At 52.9% G+C, this 22,595-nt stretch carries 20 protein-coding genes and 2 riboswitches; of the genes, 3 read left to right on the top strand and 17 right to left on the bottom strand.

All coding sequences use genetic code 11. The annotated features are described in order from the left end of the window. Positions 1–20: 20 nt before the first annotated feature. The 8 genes from purF to purE form a co-directional block, all read right to left on the bottom strand. Positions 21–1,499, bottom strand: a complete 1,479-nt coding sequence (gene purF / locus EV294_RS20550; protein ID WP_132310166.1) for an amidophosphoribosyltransferase — start codon at positions 1,497–1,499, stop codon at positions 21–23. Continuing rightward, positions 1,484–3,727, bottom strand: coding sequence for a phosphoribosylformylglycinamidine synthase subunit PurL (gene purL / locus EV294_RS20545; RefSeq protein WP_132310164.1), 2,244 nt, complete (start codon positions 3,725–3,727; stop codon positions 1,484–1,486). Before purL ends, purF begins: the two co-directional genes overlap by 16 nt. After that, positions 3,705–4,400, bottom strand: coding sequence for a phosphoribosylformylglycinamidine synthase subunit PurQ (gene purQ, locus EV294_RS20540; RefSeq protein WP_116394138.1), 696 nt, complete (start codon positions 4,398–4,400; stop codon positions 3,705–3,707). Before purQ ends, purL begins: the two co-directional genes overlap by 23 nt. A 3-nt stretch (positions 4,401–4,403) precedes the next feature. Further along, positions 4,404–4,646 carry a phosphoribosylformylglycinamidine synthase subunit PurS gene (purS, locus tag EV294_RS20535; protein WP_132310162.1) on the bottom strand — a complete coding sequence of 81 codons (243 nt, stop codon included), beginning with the start codon at positions 4,644–4,646 and terminating at the stop codon, positions 4,404–4,406. 346 nt (positions 4,647–4,992) lie between these two features. Continuing rightward, complete coding sequence (locus EV294_RS20530) at positions 4,993–5,892, bottom strand: phosphoribosylaminoimidazolesuccinocarboxamide synthase (RefSeq protein WP_132310160.1); 900 nt, start codon at positions 5,890–5,892, stop codon at positions 4,993–4,995. Positions 5,893–5,916: 24 nt separating this feature from the next. Further along, positions 5,917–7,212 (bottom strand): adenylosuccinate lyase, encoded by a 1,296-nt coding sequence (purB, locus tag EV294_RS20525; protein ID WP_132310158.1) that lies wholly within the window; start codon positions 7,210–7,212, stop codon positions 5,917–5,919. A 7-nt stretch (positions 7,213–7,219) separates the two neighbouring features. Then, entirely contained in the window at positions 7,220–8,386 is a 1,167-nt protein-coding gene (purK, locus tag EV294_RS20520; protein WP_132310156.1) for a 5-(carboxyamino)imidazole ribonucleotide synthase, read from the bottom strand. Further along, the gene (gene purE, locus EV294_RS20515) at positions 8,383–8,868 is read right to left on the bottom strand and encodes a 5-(carboxyamino)imidazole ribonucleotide mutase (protein ID WP_015842486.1); all 486 of its coding nucleotides are present in this window, start codon (positions 8,866–8,868) and stop codon (positions 8,383–8,385) included. The genes purK and purE overlap by 4 nt, the downstream gene beginning before the upstream one ends. 195 nt (positions 8,869–9,063) lie before the next feature. Then, positions 9,064–9,164: riboswitch (purine riboswitch) on the bottom strand. Positions 9,165–9,417: 253 nt separating this feature from the next. On the opposite strand from purE, the gene EV294_RS20510 reads away from it, so the two are divergent. Further along, positions 9,418–10,704, top strand: a complete 1,287-nt coding sequence (locus EV294_RS20510; protein WP_132310154.1) for a LysM peptidoglycan-binding domain-containing protein — start codon at positions 9,418–9,420, stop codon at positions 10,702–10,704. A gap of 212 nt (positions 10,705–10,916) precedes the next feature. Here EV294_RS20510 and EV294_RS20505 read toward each other — a convergent pair whose 3' ends face one another. The 5 genes from EV294_RS20505 to msrB all read right to left on the bottom strand — a co-directional run bounded on the left by EV294_RS20505 (position 10,917) and on the right by msrB (position 15,341). Continuing rightward, a complete protein-coding gene (locus EV294_RS20505; RefSeq protein WP_132310152.1) occupies positions 10,917–12,434 on the bottom strand; it encodes a DHA2 family efflux MFS transporter permease subunit in 1,518 nt (505 codons plus the stop codon). Between the two features lie 47 nt (positions 12,435–12,481). Beyond that, positions 12,482–12,916 (bottom strand): MarR family winged helix-turn-helix transcriptional regulator, encoded by a 435-nt coding sequence (locus EV294_RS20500; protein WP_132310150.1) that lies wholly within the window; start codon positions 12,914–12,916, stop codon positions 12,482–12,484. 138 nt (positions 12,917–13,054) lie between these two features. After that, positions 13,055–13,501: a MarR family winged helix-turn-helix transcriptional regulator gene (locus EV294_RS20495; RefSeq protein ID WP_132310148.1), complete on the bottom strand. Its 447-nt coding sequence runs from the start codon at positions 13,499–13,501 to the stop codon at positions 13,055–13,057. A 194-nt stretch (positions 13,502–13,695) separates the two neighbouring features. Then, positions 13,696–14,268, bottom strand: a complete 573-nt coding sequence (locus EV294_RS20490; RefSeq protein ID WP_132310146.1) for a nitroreductase family protein — start codon at positions 14,266–14,268, stop codon at positions 13,696–13,698. 113 nt (positions 14,269–14,381) lie between these two features. Continuing rightward, on the bottom strand, positions 14,382–15,341 hold the full coding sequence (msrB, locus tag EV294_RS20485) for a peptide-methionine (R)-S-oxide reductase MsrB (RefSeq protein WP_132310144.1): 960 nt from the start codon (positions 15,339–15,341) through the stop codon (positions 14,382–14,384). A gap of 327 nt (positions 15,342–15,668) precedes the next feature. Between msrB and EV294_RS20480 the strand changes: the two genes are divergently transcribed. Then, a complete protein-coding gene (locus EV294_RS20480) occupies positions 15,669–16,094 on the top strand; it encodes a hypothetical protein (protein WP_132310142.1) in 426 nt (141 codons plus the stop codon). Beyond that, positions 16,091–17,164 (top strand): phosphodiester glycosidase family protein, encoded by a 1,074-nt coding sequence (locus EV294_RS20475; RefSeq protein WP_132310140.1) that lies wholly within the window; start codon positions 16,091–16,093, stop codon positions 17,162–17,164. The genes EV294_RS20480 and EV294_RS20475 overlap by 4 nt, the downstream gene beginning before the upstream one ends. A 152-nt stretch (positions 17,165–17,316) precedes the next feature. On the opposite strand, the gene EV294_RS20470 is transcribed toward EV294_RS20475, so the two are convergent. The 4 genes from EV294_RS20470 to EV294_RS20455 form a co-directional block, all read right to left on the bottom strand. Beyond that, on the bottom strand, positions 17,317–18,702 hold the full coding sequence (locus EV294_RS20470) for an NCS2 family permease (protein ID WP_132310138.1): 1,386 nt from the start codon (positions 18,700–18,702) through the stop codon (positions 17,317–17,319). Positions 18,703–18,861: 159 nt separating this feature from the next. Beyond that, positions 18,862–18,962: riboswitch (purine riboswitch) on the bottom strand. A 220-nt stretch (positions 18,963–19,182) separates the two neighbouring features. Continuing rightward, positions 19,183–20,490 carry a 6-phospho-beta-glucosidase gene (locus tag EV294_RS20465; RefSeq protein ID WP_132310136.1) on the bottom strand — a complete coding sequence of 436 codons (1,308 nt, stop codon included), beginning with the start codon at positions 20,488–20,490 and terminating at the stop codon, positions 19,183–19,185. A gap of 40 nt (positions 20,491–20,530) precedes the next feature. Continuing rightward, complete coding sequence (locus EV294_RS20460; protein WP_132310134.1) at positions 20,531–21,493, bottom strand: N-acetylglucosamine kinase; 963 nt, start codon at positions 21,491–21,493, stop codon at positions 20,531–20,533. A gap of 97 nt (positions 21,494–21,590) precedes the next feature. Continuing rightward, complete coding sequence (locus tag EV294_RS20455) at positions 21,591–22,466, bottom strand: AraC family transcriptional regulator (protein WP_132310132.1); 876 nt, start codon at positions 22,464–22,466, stop codon at positions 21,591–21,593. Positions 22,467–22,595: the final 129 nt, after the last annotated feature.

Here is a 22,595-nt window from a genome sequence, read left to right as displayed (position 1 = left end):
GTCAACCCCTTTTTATACTTTTAACAGCTGCAGCTCTTATCCGACTCTTCGTTTACCGGCGTTGGATAATCGTTATCGAAGCAAGCGAGGCACATGCCGCGGTTGTACGCGCCGTCATTGCCGCCTACCGAATCGATAAAGCCTTCTTGACTAAGGAAAGATAAAGAGTCCGCATTGATCATTTCGCACATTTCCTGCACCGTTCTCGAAGAAGCGACCAGCTCCTTGCGGTCCGGCGTATCGATGCCGTAGTAGCAAGGGTTCTTGAATGGCGGCGATGTAATCCGCACATGCACTTCCGTTGCGCCCGCTTCGCGAAGCATGTTCACGATCCGGCGGGATGTCGTTCCGCGTACGATCGAGTCGTCAATCATCACGACGCGTTTGCCTTCCACGACCTTGCGCACGGCGGACAGCTTCATCTTAACGCCTTGCTCGCGGAGCTCCTGAGAAGGCTGAATGAAGGTACGGCCCGTGTATTTGTTCTTGATCAGTCCAAGCTCGTATGGAATACCCGTTTGCTCGGCATAACCGATTGCGGCGGAAATACTCGAATCCGGCACGCCGGTTACGATATCGGCATCCACGAAGGACTCCATCGCAAGCTGTTTACCCATCCGCTTGCGCGCGGAATGGATGTTGATCGTATTAATATCGCTGTCCGGACGGGCAAAATAGATGTACTCCATTGCGCATGTCGCCCGGCGTTCCACTTCCGCGTAACGGTCCTCGCGCATGCCGTCCGCATCAAGGTACAGCAGCTCGCCCGGTTGAACGTCGCGTACATATTCTGCGCCAATCGATTCGAAAGCGCAGGACTCGGAAGAGAAGACATAACCGTCGCCGATGCGGCCCATCACGAGCGGACGGAGCCCGTTCGGATCAGAAGCCACAAGCAGCTTGTCGTTGGTCATGATCAGGAATGCAAAGCCGCCGATAATGCGCTGCAAGGCATCCTTCGCCGCTTCCTCGAAGCTCTTCGGCGAGCGCGCGATCAAATGCGCAATGACTTCCGTATCGCTCGACGTCTGGAAGATTGAGCCCTGGCTCTCCAGCTCCTTGCGGATCTCCGGCGCGTTTACGATGTTGCCGTTTGTTGCGACGGCCAGATCGCCGTCCCGGTAACGGAAAATAAGCGGCTGCGCATTCGCCAGCTTGCTCTCGCCCGCGGTCGAATAACGAACGTGGCCGATGGCGCGGCTGCCGGGAAGCGACTCAATCCGCTCTTTATCGAATACTTCCTTCACAAGCCCCATGCCGCGGTGGTAGGCGAAACGGCTGCCGTTCTCCGTATCCACAGCGCAGATCCCCGCGCTCTCTTCGCCGCGGTGCTGCAGGGCGTGAAGGCCGTAATAGCTGAGGGAGGACGCGTTCGGGACGTTAAAGACCCCGAACACGCCGCACTCCTCGCGCAATTTATCAAACATATCGTCACGGCCAATGCCTTCGTTGTAATGATTTCCCGTCCACAGCTTCAGCTGTTTTATTTCATCAGACATGGAATCGCATCCTTCCAGACCTTCTCCAGTTGTTGTACCGGTGCGTTTACGCCGGATTTGCCGTTTACGTTGATGGTCAGGCTGCTGCCTTTGACAGTGCCGATTGCCGCATTTGCTACGCCTTGCTCGTTCAGATGCGCTTGCAATGCCGCTGCTTTCTCAGGCGTTGCCGAGAGCAAGATACGCGATTGCGATTCGCTGAAGAGCAGGTGATCCGGACGAAGATCCGTTGCCACGTTAACTTCCGCGCCAACGCCGCCGCTGATTGCGGATTCCGCCAAAGCTACGGCGAGTCCACCCTCGGACAAGTCATGCGCGGAAGCAACAAGGCCGCCTTGAATCGCCGTCAGAATAGCGTTCAGCGTCTTCTTCTCCGTTGCCAGATCGATTTGCGGCGGACGTCCCGCTGCCGAGCCGTTCAGAGCATAAAGCAGCTCGCTGCCGCCAAGCTCCGCTTTCGTCTCGCCCACGAGGATAATCACGTCGCCTTCTTTCTTGAAGCCTTGCGTCGTGATGTGGTCCACATCATGCACGAGACCAACCATGCCGATGACCGGCGTCGGGTAGATCGCGCCTTTTGCGTTCTCGTTGTACAAGCTGACGTTACCGCCGATGACCGGCGTATCAAGCACGCGGCAAGCCTCGGACATGCCGTCTGCCGCTTTCTCGATTTGCCAGAATACTTCCGGCTTCTCCGGGCTGCCGAAGTTCAGGTTATCCGTAATCGCAAGCGGTTCTGCGCCGGAGCACACGATGTTGCGGGCAGCTTCCGCTACCGCGATTTGGCCGCCAACTTCAGGATCGAGATATACGTAACGTCCGTTGCAGTCCGTCGTCATCGCAAGACCCTTGCGTGTGCCGCGAATCGTAACAACTGCCGCGTCGGAGCCCGGTTGAACGGCTGTCGACGTACGAACCATGTAGTCATATTGGTTATATACCCACTCTTTGCTTGCCACAGTCGGCGAAGCGAGTACTTTTTCAAGAGCACCTGTAAGGTCCGTAATTTCTTCGAAAGCAGCTGCATCAACGCTCGCGTTTTCACGGTAGTAAGCAGGCTCGGAAGATGGCTTGTTGTATACCGGGCACTCGTCAACGAGCGCTTTAACCGGCATGTCGGCCACTTGCTCGCCTTTGTGGAACAGGCGGAGACGGCCGTCGTCCGTTACTTTACCAACCTTTTTACAGATAACGCCCCAACGGTCGAAAATTTCCTGCGCTTGCGCTTCATGCTGAGGCTCAACTACGAAGAGCATACGCTCCTGCGATTCGGACAGCATCATTTCGTAAGGCGTCATGCCAGTTTCGCGCTGCGGAACTTCATCCAGGTACAGCTCCAGGCCGTTGCCGGCTTTGGAGGCCATCTCCGCGCTCGAGCAAGTGAGGCCCGCTGCGCCCATATCTTGAATACCGAGTACGATGCCGGAGTTAATCAGCTCAAGCGTCGACTCCATCACGAGCTTCTCCATGAACGGATCGCCGACTTGCACCGCGGTGCGTTTTTCTTCGGATTCCTCGGACAGCTCAACGGAAGCGAAAGTCGCGCCGTGGATACCGTCGCGGCCCGTTGCCGGACCCACGTAGAATACCGGGTTGCCAACGCCTTTTGCCACGCCGCGCTGGATTTTGTCATGATCGATAAGGCCTACGCACATCGCGTTAACGAGCGGGTTACCCTCGTAGCTCTCGTCGAACATGACTTCGCCCGCAACGGTAGGAATACCGATACAGTTGCCGTAGCCGGCGATGCCGCTTACGACGTTCTCGAACAGGTATTTCACGCGGTCATTTTCCAGCTTGCCGAAACGAAGCGAGTTCAGCAGAGCTACCGGACGAGCGCCCATGGAGAAAATGTCGCGGATAATGCCGCCTACGCCCGTTGCAGCGCCTTGGTAAGGCTCAACCGCGGACGGATGGTTATGCGATTCGATTTTGAATACAACCGCTTGGTTGTCGCCGATATCCACGATGCCGGCGCCTTCGCCCGGTCCCATCAGGACGCGAGGGCCGGTGATCGGGAATTTCTTCAGGATTGGCTTGGAGTTCTTGTACGCGCAATGCTCGGACCACATAACGCTGAATACGCCGATTTCCGTATAGTTGGGTGTACGGCCGAGAAAACCGCAGATAAGCTCAAATTCGTAATCCGATACACCGAATTGTTGATAGATCTTTTGCTCGACGATTTGTTCAGGCGTCGGTTCCTTAGCCGTTAATTGCTGCGCCATGTTGTTCCCTCCATGCATTCAAAATCGATGTAAACATCCGTTTGCCGTCTTCCGAGCCGAGGATTTGGTCAACCGCGCGCTCCGGGTGAGGCATCATGCCCACGACATTGCCCTTCTTGTTGCTGATGCCCGCAATGTTCTCTACCGAACCGTTCGGATTCGTGTCGCCCGCGTAACGGAATACGATCTGATTGTTCGCTTTCAGCTCAGCCAGCGTCGCGTCGTCGCAATAGTAGTTGCCTTCGCCGTGCGCAATCGGAATATCGATAATCTCGCCTTGCGAGTATTGGTTCGTAAATGCCGTGCCGTTGTTCACCACTTCAAGAAGCTGCTGCTGACAACGGAATTTAAGGCCCGTGTTGCGGATTAATGCGCCTGGCAGAAGGTTCGCTTCGGTCAGGATCTGGAAGCCGTTGCAGATGCCAAGGATGAATTTGCCTTGCTCAGCGGCTTTTACGACTTCATTCATTACCGGAGCAAAGCTGGCCATTGCGCCGCAGCGCAGGTAGTCGCCGTAGGAGAAGCCGCCCGGTACAAGAATCGCGTCATAACCGGAAAGGTCAGTCGCCGTATGCCATACGTAATCAACCTCTTGGCCGATTGTATCTTCTACCGCTTTGAAGCAGTCAATGTCACAGTTGGAGCCGGGGAATACGAGAACCGCAAACTTCATCGATTATCCCTCCAATTCAAAACGGAAATCTTCGACTACCGTGTTTGCCAGCAGCTTTTCGCACATGACTTTCACGCGTGCTTCCGCTTCCGCGCGGTCGCTTGTGTCGAGCTGAAGCTCCAGGTATTTGCCGATGCGGACTTTATCAACTTCCGCGAAGCCCATCGTGTGCAGCGAGCCTTGAACGGCTTGACCTTGCGGGTCGAGTACATTTTCTTTGATCGTGACGTAGACTTTTGCTTTCATAGTAGGGCCTCCTGAAAATGGTTTTTCCGGTCTTGGTGGTGTGAAAACCTCTAGGTCGGCAGCTCGGGGTCGTTCGGTCGCAAGGGTGTCTGTCTACGTCGCTGTTGAAATCCGGAAAATTTGATCAGAACCGCTTAGCGGTTATTTTCCCGATTTCAAAGGCGAGCGCTGTCGCTCTGCGACAGACACCCTTGCTCCCTCACTCCCGGCTGCCGGTTTTTCGCAACACCCTCCCGGGTAGTCGTGTGTGCCGTAGCTGGGGCGTTAGCGCACTAACCGTGCTCAACGCCAGACCTAAAAAAGATCTAAGAACAAAAGATAAAATTAAAACCTATATAATTGCGATCTATACGAGCGAGTGGCCGGTAAGACGGCTATAAATGTCGAGGTAACGATTTGTTGTTTCGTTTACGACCGATTCGGGGAGAGGAGCCGGTTTGCTGTCCCGATCCCAGTCGGAACCAAGAAGGTAAGTACGGACCGGTTCTTTGTCCATGCTGTCGATCTCGATATCGTAAGCATAATTGCTCTCCGCCCAGAAACGCGAGGAATCCGGGGTGAAGATCTCGTCGATCAGAATGACTTTGCCGTCGATCAGTCCGAATTCGAATTTGCAATCCGCAAGGATAATGCCACGCTTCGCGCAATAGTCGTGAGCGAATTCGTACAGCTTGATGCTGCGCTCGCGAAGCTCTTCCGCAAGCTTGGCGCCAACCATCTCCTGCATCCGTTCGAACGGAATGTCCTCGTCGTGGCCAACGTCGTTTTTCGCTGCCGGCGTAAAGATCGGCTGAGGAAAGCGTTCGTTCTTGCGCATGCCTTCCGGCAGCTGGATGCCGTTGATCGCGGACGTTTGCTGGTATTGTCTCCAGCCGCCGCCGGTGATATAGCCGCGAACGACGCATTCAATGTCGATACGCTCCGCTTTTTTCGTTACCATGATCCGGTCCTTCAAAAGCTCGGGCGCCGTAACGATATCCCCAAGCTTCAGGACGTCCGTGTGTACGACATGGTTCGTCTGAATTTCGGCGGTTTGCTCGAACCAGAAAGCCGACAGGCGATTCAGTACGTTGCCCTTTTGCGGGACAGCCGGATCCAGCACATAATCGAATGCCGAGATGCGGTCCGTCACGACGATCAGGTAATGCTCCCCAAGATCGTAAAGCTCGCGAACCTTGCCTTTATACAGCAGCGGAGCTTTGATGTAGTCCGCCGCCGTGGATAAAGCTTGCGATTGTGCAGTCATTCTTCCTCGAATCCCCTTTGCCCTTTAGTTCAAGCCAAGACGCGTAAAGATGGTATTCACATGCTTCAAGTGCCAAGCCGGATTGAAAGCATCTTCAATCTCTTCCGCCGACAGCAGGCTTGTAATTTCCGGTGTCGATTCGATAATGTCGCGGAATTGGCGCTGCTCTTCCCACGCCTGCATCGCGCGCGGCTGAACCGTGTCGTAAGCTTGCTCGCGGCTGAGGCCTTTGTCGATCAGCTTTGTCATGACGCGGCCGGAGAATGGAACGCCAAACGTGCGCTGCATGTTTTTCTTCATGTTTTCAGGGAACACGGTCAGGTTCTGAATGATGTTGCCCAAACGGTTCAGCATGTAGTTCAGAAGCATCGTTGCATCCGGCAAAATAACGCGTTCCGCCGACGAGTGGCTGATATCGCGCTCATGCCACAGCGGTACGTTCTCGTAAGCTGTCAGCATGTGGCCGCGGATGACGCGGGAAAGACCGGAGATGTTCTCGCAGCCAATCGGATTGCGTTTGTGCGGCATTGCGGACGAGCCTTTTTGGCCTTTCGCGAAGGCTTCTTCCACTTCGCGGAATTCGCTCTTCTGCAAAGCGCGGATTTCCGTAGCGAATTTATCAAGCGATGTCGCAACAAGAGCAAGCGTCGCCATGTATTCTGCGTGACGGTCACGCTGCAGCGTTTGCGTCGAGATCGGAGCCGGGCTGATGCCGAGCTTTTTGCAAACAAACTCTTCCACGAATGGATCGATGTTCGCGTAAGTACCGACGGCACCGGAGATTTTACCGAATTGAACGCCGTTAGCAGCATGCTCGAAGCGCTCCAGGTTGCGTTTCATTTCCTCATGCCACAGCGCCATTTTCAGACCAAACGTGGTTGGCTCGGCGTGAACGCCATGCGTACGGCCCATCATAGGCGTATCTTTGTATTGGATCGCTTTCTCGCGAAGGATCGAGATAAAGCGTTCGATGTCTTTTTTCAGAATGGCGTTGGCTTGAAGAAGCAGGTAGCCGTTCGCCGTATCGACTACGTCGGTCGAAGTCAAGCCGTAGTGAACCCATTTGCGCTCCGGACCAACCGTCTCGGATACCGCGCGCGTGAACGCGATTACGTCATGGCGGGTTTCCTGCTCGATTTCGTAGATACGGTCGATATTGAAAGTAGCCGCTTTGCGAAGCGCTTCTACGTCCTCTCTCGGAATAACGCCAAGCTCAACCCAAGCCTCGCAGGAGCAAAGCTCAACCTCGAGCCATGCCTGGAATTTGTTCTGCTCCGTCCAAATCGCTCTCATTTCCGGTCTGCTGTAACGCTCTAACATGTACCGTTCACACCTTCCAAATAGTTGTCTCTTCTATCCAATCAAGCGCCTGCTGCACATGGCCGGCAAGCACGTTTACATGACCCATTTTCCGTTTGAATACGGCGTCCTTCTTGCCATACAGATGAACCTTCGGAGCAACGTTTAATCTTGCTGCCGCTTCATCATGCTTCGCCATCCGCGCAAGCAGCGGCTCTACATGCTGACCGAGGACATTCACCATAACCACAGGCGTCAGGAGCTCCGTATCGCCCAGCGGCAGATTGCACACCGCGCGCACATGCTGTTCGAACTGCGAAGTCCGGCAAGCTTCCATCGTATAGTGGCCGCTGTTATGCGGGCGCGGCGCCAGCTCGTTAACGAACAGCTCGCCGTCCGCCGTCAGGAACAGCTCTACGGCAATCAAGCCAACTACGCCAAGCCCTTCCGCGATCTTGACGGCCAGCTCCTCCGCTTCCTTCTGAACGCTTTCCGCAATGCGGGCCGGAACGATCGACAGATGCAAAATATTCTCGACATGAATATTTTCCGCAGCGGGGAACGCTTTTATCTCGCCTTGAGGACTTCTTGCCGCAATAACGGATAATTCCTTGTCAAACTTGATGAATTGCTCCAGCACAAGCTCTACGCCGGCACGGCTTAATGTCTCGTAAGCTTCTTCAATCTCGTCGAAGCTCCGAATCACCCATTGCCCTTTGCCGTCATAACCGCCCATCGCCGTCTTCAGCACGCATGGAAGACCAAACTTTTCGGCCGCAGCGCGAAGTTCTTCGCTGCTCCGGACTTCGCTGTACGGGGCAACCCGTACGCCCGCCGCTTCAATCGCACGCTTCTCGCGAAGCCGGTGCTGCGTCGTATAGAGCAGCTCGCTTCCTTGCGGCACGTACGATTCGGACATTAGCATCGCCGCCACATCGGCATCGACATTCTCGAACTCGTACGTAATGACATCCGACCGGCGGGCCAGCTCGCGAGCCGCTTCGCGGTCGTTGTATGCAGCGACGATCTGATCCGCTACCTGTCCGCAAGGCGCATCGGCTGTTGGGTCAAGCGCTACAAAGCGGTAACCCATCGCGCTGCCTGCGAGCGCCATCATCCGGCCAAGCTGTCCGCCGCCCAGCACGCCAATGGTGCTGCCCGGCAGAAGCGTCCGTTTGTTATCTTCCATCATCATAATGTCTCACTGCTTTCCAGCACTTCCTGCTTGATCCGCTCGCGCCGCGCTTCCACCCGGGCTTGTACTTCAGGATCAAAAGCACCAAGCATTTGAGCGGCAAGCAGTCCGGCGTTTGTACCGCCGGCATTGCCGATCGCAACTGTCGCAACCGGAATGCCGCCAGGCATTTGCACGATCGACAGGAGCGAATCAAGGCCGCTCAGATTCGAGGATTTGACTGGCACGCCGATTACCGGCAGAATCGTCTTCGCAGCAACCATGCCCGGCAAATGCGCGGCACCGCCGGCACCCGCGATGATGACTTTAAGACCGCGTTCTGCAGCCGTCTCCGCGTATTCGAACATTAAATCCGGAGTCCGGTGAGCGGAAACAACTTTTTTCTCGTAAGGAATTTGCAGCTCTTCTAACACGTCGCAGGCAAGCTTCATTGTATCCCAATCCGACTTGCTGCCCATGATGACGCCTACTTTCGCAGACATGCGTTCAAACCTTCCTTCATCTATAAAATGTGTATATCCCGTTAAACGTAAAAATCCCGCGCCGCAACCATACTTTCTATGGATGCTGCCGGGACCCGAGCAGATGGCAACAATTGTCTTTGCGTTCAACTCCTTAAGAATTTCCAAGTAATGCAAAGACAACATAAGGCTGCCCTATCTCAAGGGCAACCTGTCTATTTGTTCCATCACGCTCGTAGTCCGAAAATAAAGGTTTTCGGGTAGAAACTTTCGGGCCTTTTTCCCGAGGATATACGAGATCTTTCAACCTATTTAGGGAGCATTCGACGAATGTTCCGCCTTAACCTATTTCAGTTTATCCAATCCCCCTATGTCTGTCAATGAAAAGCGTATAAAATACGAACATTAAAATAAAAGAATTCAAATAAAGTTCGTTTTTGTCTTAAATTGATAGGATTTCCCTTTCCTATTCCTGCCTTTATCAATTATTTTGACATGGTTTTAAGTTGGGGGAGCTGCCGAATAGAATAGTAGAGGATGAATCCGAATCATTAAAGGAGGCGAGAGGCGATGCTGATCTATACGGTCAAAGTGCGAGACACCGTGCAGCATGTGGCGCAGCTGTACAGCCTGTCCCCGGAAACTATCCTTGCCGCCAATGACTTGCAGGCAGCCGAGCCTCTCGCAGCCGGACAATCGCTCATTATCCCCATTGAGGCTGACAGCCATCAGGTCGTTCCGGGAGAAACCTTATGGACGATCGCGCAAAAATACGGCATTACCCTGCAGGAGCTGGCCAGAGTTAACCATGTCATTAATCCCGCCCTTATTCTTCCCGGCATGCGGCTCCGCATTCCGAATCCGCGGAAGATGACGATCGAAGCGAACGGCTACGCCGAGCCCTCCGTCTCCGCTGCCGGCATCACCGCCAGCGCGTCCGCCGCAGCCAGACATCTGACCTTCCTCAGTCCCTTCAGTTATCAGGTCAGGCCGGACGGTTCATTAAGCGCCTTGAATGATTTGCCTGCTATTCAAGAGGCCTACCGCGGGCGGGCCGCCCCCATGATGGTGATTACGAATTTTGACGGCTATACGTTCAGCCCAAGCCTGGTCCATTTTATTCTAACGAACGAAGCTTCGAAAGAGCGGCTAATCCAGGGGATCCTTTACGTCATGCGGAAGAACAAGTATTGGGCTCTTAACGTGGATTTTTCGTTTGTTCCCGCTGCCGACCGCAAGCTGTATCATCTGTTCCTGGAGCGGCTTGCCGTTTCTCTTCATGCTATGGGATGCCTAGTTTCCTCCACCCTGCCGCCGATTAGCTCAGCCGATCAGGACGGACAGCTCTTCGAAGGACAGGATTACGCTGAGCAAGGGCGGATTCTGGATTTCGTCATCCTCATGACTTACGAATGGGGATGGGCCGGCGGGCCGCCCATGGCGGTTGCTCCTAGGAATGAAGTATCCAAAGTGCTGAACTACGCGGTATCGCTGATTCCGTCCAGCAAGATCATGCTCGGGATGCCGCTTTACGGCTATGACTGGACGCTCCCCTATATCCCGGGTCAGGATTGGGCGATATCCGTCAGCTCGGTCAATGCGGTGCGAAGGGCTGCCAGGTACGGCGCGTTCATCCACTACGATCCAATCGCCGAATCGCCATATTACGGGTATAGGGATGAGTATGGCCGCGACCATCAGGTCTGGTTCGAGGATGCGAGGAGCGTGCAGGCGAAGCTTGATCTGGTCAAATGCTATCATCTGCGGGGGGTGAGCACCTGGGTGCTGGATGTCCCGTTTCCGGCTTTCTGGCCGGTGCTGGCGCATAACTTTCATGTTTATAAGCCGGTGAAATAAGAGGAGGTAAGGTTAAACACGCAAACTGCGCATTTAAATGTTCTTCCGATCGCCATTGCTCGAGGATTCCTTGAATCAAGAAATCAAGATGGAATCCTCGAACAAAAGCGAACACTCGGTTTCTCCAGAATCATTGAAATGCTCCGTTTGGGTTTAACCAAGGCGATTCATCAAAAAAAGCCGTGCAGATATCCCTGCACGGCTTTTACTTCTTATTTCGATTGCGTGGCGGCAAGCTGAGCTTTCGCTTGGCCTTCGGAAGAGGCGCTTACTACGGTAGCCGGTTCTTCATGCGGTTTTACTTTGCGGATGAAGAAGGCAAGCAGGAGTGCCGCAACGGCGAACCAAGTTGCTACAACGAACGAGTGGTTGATACCTGTAATCGTCGCTTCTTGAATCACATGGGCCATTGCCGCTTTATCGTTAGGATCAATGCCTTGCGTTGCGACCACATGCTTCGTTTCGGAAGCCGCTTTGTTCGTCATCAGCGTCACGAGGAACGCCGTACCCAAAGCGCCGGCTACGTTACGCAGCGTTTGCGACATGGCCGAGCCGTGAGCGTTCAGACGCTGCGGCAGCTGGTTCATGCCCGCCGTTTGGATCGGCATCATCAGCATGGACATACCGAACATACGCAAGGTGTACATCGTAATCAGGTAACCGTAAGTCGTATGATCCGTCAGCTGACTGAATTCGTAAGAAGAATAGACGGTAATAACAAGACCGGTAACCGCAAGCCAGCGGGCGCCGACCTTATCGAAGATCATACCGGTGATTGGCGACATAATCCCCATCAGAATCGCGCCTGGCAACAGGAGCAAACCGGATTTAAGCGGCGTAAAGCCCATAATATTTTGCAGATAAATCGGAAGCAGGATCATACCCGAGAACATGGCCATCGTAATAATAACGTTGATGACGGTAGTCAGGGAATACATGCCGAACTTGAAAACGCGCATTTCAAGGATCGGTTTCTTAACGGCAAGCTGATACCATACAAAGCCAATCAGGGCAACAACGCCGATAATCAAGCTTGTGTAAACCGTTGCGTTGTTCCAGCCGTCCGTACCCGCATCGCTAAAGCCGTACAGCAGGCCGCCAAAGCCCAGAGTGGACAGAATAACGGCGAAAATATCCAGCTTGGATTTTGCGGTCTGCGTAACGTTCTTCATCGAAATCGCGCCGTAAATCAAGCCAAACAGCGACAGCGGCAATACGATGTAGAACAGAACGCGCCAGTCGTAATGCTCAACAACCCAACCGGACAGCGTTGGACCAACGGCCGGAGCGAAGATCATCGCGATCCCCATCATCCCCATGGCCTTGCCGCGTTGTTCAATCGGGAAAATCGTCAGGAAGATGATGGACATCAGCGGCATCAGAATACCTGCGCCCGCCGCTTGAATAATACGGCCTGTAAGCAGGGTTTCGAAGTTCGGCGCCAAGGCGCTGACGATGGTGCCTGCCGTAAATAAACTTGTTGCGACTACGAATAATGACCTTGTCGAAAACCGGCTGATCAAATAAGCACTAATTGGAATAAGGACGCCATTGACTAGCAAATAACCGGTGGACAACCATTGTACCGTATTCGCGCTGACCTTCAGGTCCGTCATGATACTCGGAAGCGCAACGTTAAGGAGCGTCTGGCTCAAAAGCGCCACGAAGGCCGCGATTAGCACCGATGCGACGATCGGGCCTCTTTTTAATGCTGCTACAGCATTACTCATAGGGTACTTCTCTCCTTTTTCTATGTTTGTGGATTCAAGCTGAAATGCTACTTATTATCCATATTCGCAAGCAGCTGGGCGAAAATTCTCCTCAGGTGCTGAATATCTTCTTCCGGCAATACATTGAAAAAGGAGGAAAACGTTTCTTTCTGCGATTCGAGAATGTCGTCAACCATATCCCTGCCTTTAGCCGTTAATTCAATGTATACGACCCTGCGGTCGTCGTTTGCCCTTTCGCGGCTGATTAAGTCTTCCGCCACCAGCTTATCGGCAATTCCCGTAATGGCACCGGAGGTTAATCCGAGAATGTCGGCAAGTTCGGAAACCTTGAGGGAGCCCGATGTATGGAGGGTAAACAACAGCTTGAACTGGGTGTAGTTCATGCCCGTCATTGTTTTCCGGCTCCACTCGTTGTTTACGTTTTTCAGGAACGTCTTGAACTGTCCCATGAAGCCAATCAGCTCTTCATTGGCATTCGTCATTGCCTCTTCCCCTTTCCCGCCGATTGCCTGAACCGATAATTCATTAGCATTTAATATTTTAATACTAAATAAATTATTAACAAAGCATTTACTACTATATATCTTTTTTGTGAATCAGTCAATCTGTCGATGCAAAAATTATTTTTCCGGCGTGGCTTCATCCATATTGGCCGTTAGCTTCGAGAAAATTCTTCTCAAATGCTGAAGATCTTCTTCCGGAAGGCCATTGAAAAAGGAAGAAAATATTTCTTCGTGACATTCCATCACTTGGGTGACGAGCTTGTCGCCCTCCGAAGTTAAAGCGATGATCACCACTCTCCGGTCATCCGTTGTTCGTTCGCGGCTGATCAGACCTTCCGCCAGCAGCTTGTCGGCAATGCCCGTAATGGCGCCGGACGTCAATCCAAGCAGATCGGCAAGCTCCGATACTTTCAAAGGACCGGATGAATGAAGCGTGTATAACAGCTTGAACTGCGTTGGGTTCATGCCGGCCATCGTCTTCCTGCTCCACTCGTTTGTGACATTCTTCAGAAACAACCGGAACTGGCCGATAAGATTAATCAACTCCTCGCTGGCATTTGCCATTTCTTCACTCCTTTCCGGCCAATCCATTAATTTTGCAAAGCTAATTTATCAACTCTAAATATTTTAACACTAAATTAATTATAAATAAAGTATTTGCAGCTAAAAAACCGGCCCCTTATATCTGCCATTATTTTTCCCGTTGGACAACAAAAAAGCGCCCTTGCGGGCGCCTTGTTTTGTCTATAAGCCGGAAATCAGGATTCAAGCCAGGTTGTTTTTTCCGATGCCGGCGTACGCTTTGGTTCCGGCGGAGTCATATCCGGATAACCCATGTAAACGAGCGCTACGATCTGCTCGTTCTCAGCCAGACCAAACGTATCGTTCATAAGCGGATGGTACATCGGGTCGCCGGAACGCCAGATTGCACCCAGCCCGTTCGCGTGTGCGGCAAGCAGAAAATTCTGCACCGCCGTATGCGAAGCGGCAATTTCCTCCACCAGCGTTGCCCGCGGATCAGCCGACGGCGAGCATACGACCGCAATAACAACCGGCGAGCGGTATGCTTTGACGCGCTCCTTGCGGAGACGCTCTTCCAGCTCGGGGCTTTCCCCTGCCCCAAGCGTTGCAAGCGCGACGCGCGAATAACCTTCGCCAAGCTTGGCGCGGCCGTCGCCCGTCATTACGATAAATCTCCAAGGCTGCGTGTTATGGTGGCTTGGCGCCCAGGTTGCGGCGTCGAGCACCTTCTCAATTAAATTACGATCAACCGGATCTTGCTTGACGCGCCCAATGGAACGTCTCGTTCGGATCGCTTCTTCCATATTCATGGTTTCTCCCCCAATCGTTTATTCAAGTGAAAACGGCTGCGCCGTCCTTAGAAGGAGCAGCTTACGTTTCGCGGATGAAATATAAGCATAGTATAGAGTAAACTTATACTTCCTTATATTTTGAAGTAGTTGACGTATTCGCCGTACCCTTCCTTCTCCAGATCGGCTACCGGAATAAATCGGAGCGAAGCGGAGTTAATGCAGTAGCGGAGTCCGTCGGGTCCCGGACCGTCGTCAAATACATGGCCCAGATGGGAATCGCCTTCTTTGCTGCGCACCTCGGTACGAACCATGAAGTGGCTGGTATCAAGCACTTCGGTAATGGCTGCTTCCTTCACCGGCTTCGTAAAGCTAGGCCAGCCGCATCCGGAATCGTATTTCTCGCGGGAGGTAAAGAGCGGTTCGCCCGAGACGATATCGACATACAGGCCCTCTTCCTTGTGATCCCAGAATTCGCCCGTAAAAGGACGCTCCGTCGCATTATTCTGCGTGACTTCGTACTGGAGCGGAGTAAGAAGGGAACGAAGCTCGCCTTCGTCCTTCTTAACCGTCCAGTGCTTATTAATGAAAGCATCGCGGCCGGAGCCTTTGCGGTACATTTTGTAACGGAGCGGGTTCGTCCGGTGATACCCTTGATGATAGTCCTCCGCCGGGTAGAACTCCTTCGCGGGCTCGATGGCTGTAACAATCGGCTTGTCGAATCTGCCGCTTGCCGCCAAAGCCGCCTTTGAAGCCTCCGCTTTCTGGCGCTGCTCTTCATTATAATAGAAGATGGCCGTCCGGTAGGATTCCCCGCGGTCATGGAATTGGCCGCCCGCGTCGGTCGGATCAATCTGATGCCAGAACACGTCAAGCAGCTTCTCATAGGAATAAATCGACGGATCAAACGTAATATGAACAACTTCCGCATGCCCGGTTGTTTCGGAGCATACTTCTTCGTACGTTGGATTTGCTTTATGGCCTCCGGAATAACCCGATACAACGGACAAAATACCCGGTGTTTCTTCAAACGGCGATACCATGCACCAGAAGCATCCTCCGGCGAACATGGCTTGCTCTACAGCTGTGGTCATGTTTCGATTACCTCCTAAAAAGAATTGCGAAGCAATTCTTGCTTCGTAAGCATACGCTTAATGAATTTTCACCCAAACTGCAAATTTTTTAAAGCCAATTGTGATCATTCATGCTTCGAAAGCGTGAACTAAGCGTAATTGTTATTATTATACCTTATCCTTCAATTCCCACAAAATGATTGACTCTTTCCCTAGAAATCTTTGTTACAATGTAGTGACAGCCTTAACCTTGGGCATCGTTCGTGCGTCTAACATGATAGACTAGCTTAAATGCTGTTTTTTGCAGTCCGTTCACTTCCATATTAACGGAAAACGAGGTGAACGCTCATGAGCAATACCGCTTTAGAAACAAATGCTTCTTATGAAACGAAAACGCGCAAGGCTACCAAGCAGCGTGCTTTTGTCATCTTTGTATGTGTATGGGTTATTCTGATTGCCGCCGGCATTACCGGTGCGAAGCTGTACAGCGAGCATGTCCAGAAGCAGATTGCTGCCGACGTGGAGCGCCAGACAGCCGCGCAAATGGCCGAGATGCAAAAGCAATACGATGACCGGATTGCCAAGCTGGAAACCGGCTATAAAGAAGAGCTGTCGCAATTGGAATCCAAGGTAGAGGCTCTCAACGAGCTGCTCACCTTCACGAAGGATAATGCTGATGTCAAAACCGATAACAGCAATAAGCTTTACACGCAATTAAACGAAGTGAAAAAGAAGCTGAACGAACTGCAAAAAAATCTGGATGTGCTCAAATGACGTTATCCATCCGAGCGCTGAACCGAACGATGCTGCTGGCCTGCACACCGTTTGTCGCGATGTTGTTATGGCTTATGGTCACGAATATTAGCATTGTCCTTCCGGACAACCTTTACCCGGAGGCTAGTACTCGGCAAGAAGCTGCCGCAGACCATGCAAAATCAGTCGCCAGCGGGCTCGATCAGGCCCGTCAGACCGCTGCTGCGACAAGCGCCTCCATCAAAAGGCAACTAAAGCTGTATAACCAGACAAACGCCGATATGAAACAGATCGTCAATACGGCAACTGCCCAGGCTAACCGACCGTTAGCGATTTACGACAGGATCATTACCGGACGGCTTGGATCTCCTTCGGGGACGATCAGCTCGGACAAGCTGACCGCGCAATTATTCTACATAAAGGCCGACAACTTCCAAAGCTATGCCCTGAAGATCAAGCTTAAGTCCGGCGACGCGATGAAAATGGTACTCGGCAACGATAAGGTAGGCGGTGCCGAAACAACGCTGGCTGCCGCGCAGCGTTACGGCGCCATAGCCGGGGTTAACGCCGGCGGCTTTGCCGATGGCGGGGGCAAGAGGTACCCGCTAAGCACAACCATTCTGAACGGCGACTATGTAGAAGGCTTTGAACCAACCAGGGCCGACCTGTTCTTTGTTGGTCTTAACGCCAGCAATAAGCTGGTTGGCGGTAAATTCACAAGCAAAGAGCAGCTTGATAAACTAAACGTCAAGTTTGGAGCGTCGTTTGTACCCGTGCTTCTAAAGAACGGAAGTCCAACGACGATACCAAGCAAGTGGCAGAGCATTCCAACGCGGGCGCCCCGCACCGTTATTGCCAACTACAAGGACGGACAGCTGCTCATCATCGTAGCGGACGGCCGCAACGAAGGCGGCAGCTCCGGCGCAACGCTGGCCGAGATGCAGATTCTGCTGCAGCGGTTCGGCGCCGTTGACGGCTATAACCTGGACGGCGGCGGTTCCTCGTCGCTGATCTGGAACGGACGCGTTATTAACAAGCCTTCCGACGGGCAGCTACGAAAGCTTCCCACGCACTTTTTATTTTTTAAATAATTGTCTGTCTCAAAAGGCCTCTCGTTGAAGCGTTGCAGGGATTAATCCCTGCAACGCTATTTTTTGTTTTGACAGCCGACTGTTAACAAAGTGCAGGCAACAAAAAAAGCAGCGCCGGTCCAGCGCTGCTTTTTGTTTCTTCTATTATAATGCTACTCCGTTCCCATGATCACATAGCGGCCAACGATAAGAATCGCCAGGATCCACATGAGCCAATGAACTTTGTATTTGCCTTTGTTCGATACGTTTGCGACTGTCGCCAGAACCACATACGATACGATACCAAACGAGATACCGTTAGCGATGCTGTAAGTGAACGGCATGAGCGCCAGCGTCAGGAACGAAGGAATCGCGTATACCATATCGGAGAAGTCGATTTCCTTCACCGATTGAAGCATCAATACGCCAACGATGATCAGTGCTGCGTTCGTTGCAGCCGCAGGAACAAGCGCCACAACCGGCGAGAGGAAGATGGCAAGCAGGAAGCAAACGCCTGTCGTGATCGAAGTCAGACCCGTACGTCCGCCTTGCGCAACGCCGGCCGAGCTCTCCACGAAAGCCGTTACCGTGCTTGTACCAAGCAGCGCGCCGCCGCTTACGGCCACGGCGTCAACGAACATCGCCTTGCCTACGCGTTTCTTGCCTTCAACCGGATCTTTCATAAAGCCTGCGCGGTTCGCTGTACCAACCAGCGTACCGAATGTATCAAACAATTCAACGAACGTAAACGTCAGGACGACCGTTACGATACCGACTTCAAATACGCCAGGGAAATCGAAGTGACCGATGTTCATGGTCGAGAAATCAGGTACCCAGGTTTGGTTCGTAAAGGTCTTCTTGAAATCAACTTGACCAAGGATGATCGAAAGCACGGTAGTGCCGAGGATACCCCACAGGATTGCGCCCGGTACGCGCAGAACCATCAGGATCCCGATAATGAACAGGGCAACCACGGTCATGATGACCGTTTCGTTTGCGAAGCTGCCGATATGGATAACCGTTTCCGAACCGGAAACATCCGTATAAGCATTTGCTTTAATATCGCCAAAGGCTGTTACGGCAACCGTCATCAAGCCGCTGCCTTTCAAGCCTACAATTGTAATAAACAAACCGATACCAACCGTAATCGCATGCTTCAAGCTATCCGGCACGGCCGTAATGAGCATTTGACGAATTTGCGTCAGCGTCAGGATGATAAAGATAATACCCGAGATAAATACCGCTGTCAGACCCATAGCAACCGAGATCGGCTTGTCGGTAGCCTGCGAAGCGATAACGGTTGAAGCGAAGTAAGCGTTAAGGCCCATACCAGGCGCCAAAGCGACCGGGAAGTTAACGAACAAGCCCATTGCAATCGTGAAAATACCTGCCGCAATTGCCGTTGCCAGGAATACTGCCGTCCAGTCGAGACCCGTTGGCGTCAGGATAATCGGATTGACTGCCAGGATGTAAGCCATCGTCATGAAGGTAGTCAGACCAGCCATAATTTCCGTTCTGAAGTTTGTACCATGTTCCTTGAACTTAAAGAACCGTTCCATTTTCCCATTAACCCCCCAAAAATGTGTACAAGCAACAAAGCCTAGGAAAAGATGCGCTAATACGCATTTATCTCCTAGGCTTTGCAAAAAGGGGAAAAGTATACCGCGGACCGAGTCAATGTCATTCCGTTTTTAAATCATAAAGGAATGACATGCGCGGCACTTTTCCACTCTCTTCGTAGCCTGATCATTTACGGTGATCGAGTAGAGACTCTCAAGCCAATTCTTGAGATTATACGAAAAGTTATTATTAAATTCGTTGTTATCCGTAAATTAATATAATAAGGAACCTGCAGCTTGTCAATGAATTTTTACGAACGTTCGTCTCAATTTAAAAAGCTAACATTCGGCTTTTACCGAAATACTGGTAGTCCATTCGTCCCGATTCTGGCATAAAGTTACATCCATGAGCGATTGATGGGGTGCGATGGACGGCTGCGATAAACAAAAAAGCCGCAGGAATGCGGCTTTCGGATAAGTTTAGGCTTCGAAAAAGTTCGGTAAGTACTTCTTGTTCGCTTCCAGCATTTCGCCAAGCAGGGCCTTGGCGACGGAGACGCTTGGCACCAGGGGATGATGCACCATGGCTTGAAGCGCAACCCCGCGGTCCCCCGTCACCGCGGCTGCGATTGTAAGAGATTCGTAGGTTTTTACCGCATGCAGAAGCCCCTTGATCTGCTCCGGAATCCGCCGCAGGGGCAATGGCACAGGACCTTGCGCGGTCACCACGCAGTTCACCTCAATGCTTGCATCCTCCGGCAGAAAATCGATGATTCCGCCATTGCGGACGTTCAACGTCTGGATGTCTCTGCGGTCCGTGTAGAGGGAGTGCATCAAATTTACGGCCGCTTCGGAATAATAGGCTCCGCCCCGCTTTTCCAGCTGCTTGGGCTTTTCCTTCAGGTTCACATCCTTGTACAGCTCGAACAGCTCTTCCTCCACCCGACTGACCACGTCGGCACGGGTGCCGTCTTTCTCCAGCGCCTCCTTCATCTCGGCGTACATCGTATCGGTCATGTAGAAGTACCGCAGATAATAGGTCGGAAGCGCGCCAAGCGAGCGGAGGAACTCCGGATCCCAGTCGAAGGCGGTAACGTTAGTGGCGGAGTAGTCTTTTCCTCCTCCAATCATCTCCTGCAGCTTGTCTTCGCCGTTCACGTAAGCGGACGTAATCCAGTGCAGATGGTTGATGCCCGCAAACTCCGGCAGCACTTCACGCTCCGAGACGCCGTATTGCTTGGCGAGATACTTCTGGAAATTGATCGGCGAGTTGCATAGCCCGACCGTCTTCACCTTGCTGTGCTTCAGCACCGCTTCCGTCACAATGCCGGCCGGATTCGTAAAGTTCAGCATCCAGGCATGAGGCGCAAGCTCCTCGATATCCCGGCAAATATCCAATATTACCGGAACCGTCCGAAGCGCTTTGAACATGCCTCCCGGTCCTGTCGTCTCCTGGCCAATAACGCCATGCTTGATCGGAATATGCTCATCCCGGCGTCTTGCCTCAAGCAGCCCTACCCGCATTTGCGTTGTAACAAAGTCGGCCCCGGCAATCGCTTCGCTGCGGTTCAGGGTCAGATGCACATCGATAGGCACACCTGCTTGCTCAACCATCCGCTGCGCCAGCTTTCCGACAATCTCCAGCTTATGCCGTCCCTCTTCAATATCGACAAGCCACAGCTCGCGGATCGGCATCTCCTCGTGGCGTTTAATCAATCCTTCAACCAGCTCCGGCGTATAAGAAGAGCCGCCGCCAATTACGGCGACCTTTAAACCTTGTTTTTTCATTAGAATGGCGCCTCCCAAAAAGAATTCTTAAGCATGGGCTCTAAAACGCAATCCGGCGCAATGCCGCGTCCGTCTCCGCTGAAATCGCGATGCCGCTGCTGTCCATCGCGCTCATTAACGCGCCAATGACCGGATCGATGGTGAGCTTAACGATTTGGGCATGCGGTGCCGCGGCGGCAACCGATGCTTTGATCGCATCAACCATATGCTCGGTGCTGCCCTTGGCGAGTACGCTTCCCGTTAACACAACGTCGAAGCTTTCCCGCTCCATGCGAAGCCGCCGGATCAAGGCATTAACGGCATTCCCATGCTCATGTCCGGCCTCTTCGAGTATCCGGATGGCAACCTTATCCCCTAGCGAAGCCGCTTCAAACATCGTTTGCGACAGCGATTTGGCCGGACGAACTCCGTTATCAAGCGCGTCCTCGTACATCTCCCTGACGGAGGAATAACCCATCTGCCTGGGGACCAGCTCCGTCAGAATGGACGGGAGCTCCCTTCCCTCCCAGCTTCTTATCGCCGAGCGAAAAGCATGAATCGCCAGATCCGTGCCGGACCCTTGACCGTCTCCGAACAAATAACCGAAGCCGCCGTACTGCAGCTCTTCCCCTTGGGCATTGCGCGCCGCCGCGTTAAAGCCAGTGCCGCTTATAATCACCGCGCCATACGATCGACGCGTGCCCGCGCGCATGCCGATCATCGTATCGCAAGCCATGTCGTGGCGGGGGAACTTCAGCGATGCGATCATCGGACGGAGAATCGCGTAATCCGGTTCGCGGTCCGCTCCGGCAAGGCCGAAGTAGGCAAAATCGACTTCGTCTTTCGCTGCTCCAGCCTGCCGCAAAGCCTCCGAGCAGGCGCGGTCAATCTCTGTTCCTGCCGCTTCGAAGGCCGTCTGATGATTGCCGTTCCCGCCACTTCCCCTGCCCAGCACGCGGCCGTTCTCATCCGCAAGCAAAGCATGCGTCTTGCTTCCTCCGGCGTCTACTCCAAGAAACAACATCCTAGCCACGCTCCCGACCGCTTTTTATAAAAGATATATATAGAGAATAAAAGAAAAGAACACCGCTCTTCTACTGATAAAGAACGATGTTCTGATACTATCTTACTGTTTTTGATTGTTGCCGGGTTCTAAGCTCGGAGGGCTGCTTTCCGATATGCTGTTTAAACAGCCTATTAAAGTTGGATAAATTGCGAAACCCGGCAGTCTCCGCGATTTCGATCATTTTCTTGTCCGTGGATTCGAGAAGGCTGACGGCTGCCGATAAACGCAGCTGGATTAAATAGTCCATCGGCGACGTGCCAACCGTTTGAACGAACAAGGCGCTGAAGCGCGAAGGACTTAAATGCGCCGAAGCCGCCAGCTCCTTTAACGACCACGGACGGGCAATCTCGGCTTCCATGGCGTTTACTGCCTGGCGGATCGTCTCCATTCCCCGGATTTGGGCGGCATGGAGTTCCTGCTCCTTCGCAAAATAACGGTTAACGAAAGCCAAAAATTGTACAAGCTGCGAACGGACAACCGCCTCGAAATGCGGCTCCCGGCGGGCGAATTCGCTCCGCATCTCCTCGATGGCGGCACCCAGCCGCGGAAGCATCGGATGTCCCCGGTCGAGCAGGTTATCGAACCGCATGCCAATTTCGCGGAACGGAATCAGGAGTTCCGGGTCGTAACGCTGCTCCAGCGCAAAATACGCCGGATCAAACATGATTACCGTCATGAGCAGCTGTTCGTTCTCGAAAGCGCGGTGCAGATCATTCGAGTTGATAAGGAGGATGTCTCCTTCCCGGAAATCATGGCGCGTACCGTTAATCAGATAGTAGCCGCTTCCCCGGCTGATATAGTTGATCTCCAGAGCCTTGTGCCAATGCAGACGCTGAAACAGCGGGCTGACGCCTTCCGACTGAGAGATGACAATCGGAAAACCCGGCGGCAGCTCAATCAAATCGCGAGAGACGGTAGGGACTGGCTTCATGGCAGGCCTCCTGGGAGAGTAGTTACTAGTAGTATATTTTACATTCAACTAACATAACAACTCCATCGCCTAATACCCCCTTGATGATAAGCTTGTACACTTGATCATGCCCCTGCTTCATCTTGGGCA

The organism is Paenibacillus sp. BK033 (assembly GCF_004345425.1).
Classification (GTDB): domain Bacteria; phylum Bacillota; class Bacilli; order Paenibacillales; family Paenibacillaceae; genus Pristimantibacillus.
The sequence above is the reverse complement of the archived record's forward strand: the minus strand, read 5'-3'. Positions and strand labels throughout refer to the sequence as shown.

Excerpts from the sequence above, each read along its gene's own strand:
- purF (WP_132310166.1), bottom strand. The coding sequence starts at position 1,499 with ATGTCTGATGAAATAAAACAGCTGAAGCTGTGGACGGGAAATCATTAC.
- purL (WP_132310164.1), bottom strand. The coding sequence starts at position 3,727 with ATGGCGCAGCAATTAACGGCTAAGGAACCGACGCCTGAACAAATCGTC.
- purQ (WP_116394138.1), bottom strand. The coding sequence starts at position 4,400 with ATGAAGTTTGCGGTTCTCGTATTCCCCGGCTCCAACTGTGACATTGAC.
- purS (WP_132310162.1), bottom strand. The coding sequence starts at position 4,646 with ATGAAAGCAAAAGTCTACGTCACGATCAAAGAAAATGTACTCGACCCG.
- EV294_RS20530 (WP_132310160.1), bottom strand. The coding sequence starts at position 5,892 with ATGACTGCACAATCGCAAGCTTTATCCACGGCGGCGGACTACATCAAA.
- purB (WP_132310158.1), bottom strand. The coding sequence starts at position 7,212 with ATGTTAGAGCGTTACAGCAGACCGGAAATGAGAGCGATTTGGACGGAG.
- purK (WP_132310156.1), bottom strand. The coding sequence starts at position 8,386 with ATGATGATGGAAGATAACAAACGGACGCTTCTGCCGGGCAGCACCATT.
- purE (WP_015842486.1), bottom strand. The coding sequence starts at position 8,868 with ATGTCTGCGAAAGTAGGCGTCATCATGGGCAGCAAGTCGGATTGGGAT.
- EV294_RS20510 (WP_132310154.1), top strand. The coding sequence starts at position 9,418 with ATGCTGATCTATACGGTCAAAGTGCGAGACACCGTGCAGCATGTGGCG.
- EV294_RS20505 (WP_132310152.1), bottom strand. The coding sequence starts at position 12,434 with ATGAGTAATGCTGTAGCAGCATTAAAAAGAGGCCCGATCGTCGCATCG.
- EV294_RS20500 (WP_132310150.1), bottom strand. The coding sequence starts at position 12,916 with ATGACGAATGCCAATGAAGAGCTGATTGGCTTCATGGGACAGTTCAAG.
- EV294_RS20495 (WP_132310148.1), bottom strand. The coding sequence starts at position 13,501 with ATGGCAAATGCCAGCGAGGAGTTGATTAATCTTATCGGCCAGTTCCGG.
- EV294_RS20490 (WP_132310146.1), bottom strand. The coding sequence starts at position 14,268 with ATGAATATGGAAGAAGCGATCCGAACGAGACGTTCCATTGGGCGCGTC.
- msrB (WP_132310144.1), bottom strand. The coding sequence starts at position 15,341 with ATGACCACAGCTGTAGAGCAAGCCATGTTCGCCGGAGGATGCTTCTGG.
- EV294_RS20480 (WP_132310142.1), top strand. The coding sequence starts at position 15,669 with ATGAGCAATACCGCTTTAGAAACAAATGCTTCTTATGAAACGAAAACG.
- EV294_RS20475 (WP_132310140.1), top strand. The coding sequence starts at position 16,091 with ATGACGTTATCCATCCGAGCGCTGAACCGAACGATGCTGCTGGCCTGC.
- EV294_RS20470 (WP_132310138.1), bottom strand. The coding sequence starts at position 18,702 with ATGGAACGGTTCTTTAAGTTCAAGGAACATGGTACAAACTTCAGAACG.
- EV294_RS20465 (WP_132310136.1), bottom strand. The coding sequence starts at position 20,490 with ATGAAAAAACAAGGTTTAAAGGTCGCCGTAATTGGCGGCGGCTCTTCT.
- EV294_RS20460 (WP_132310134.1), bottom strand. The coding sequence starts at position 21,493 with ATGTTGTTTCTTGGAGTAGACGCCGGAGGAAGCAAGACGCATGCTTTG.
- EV294_RS20455 (WP_132310132.1), bottom strand. The coding sequence starts at position 22,466 with ATGAAGCCAGTCCCTACCGTCTCTCGCGATTTGATTGAGCTGCCGCCG.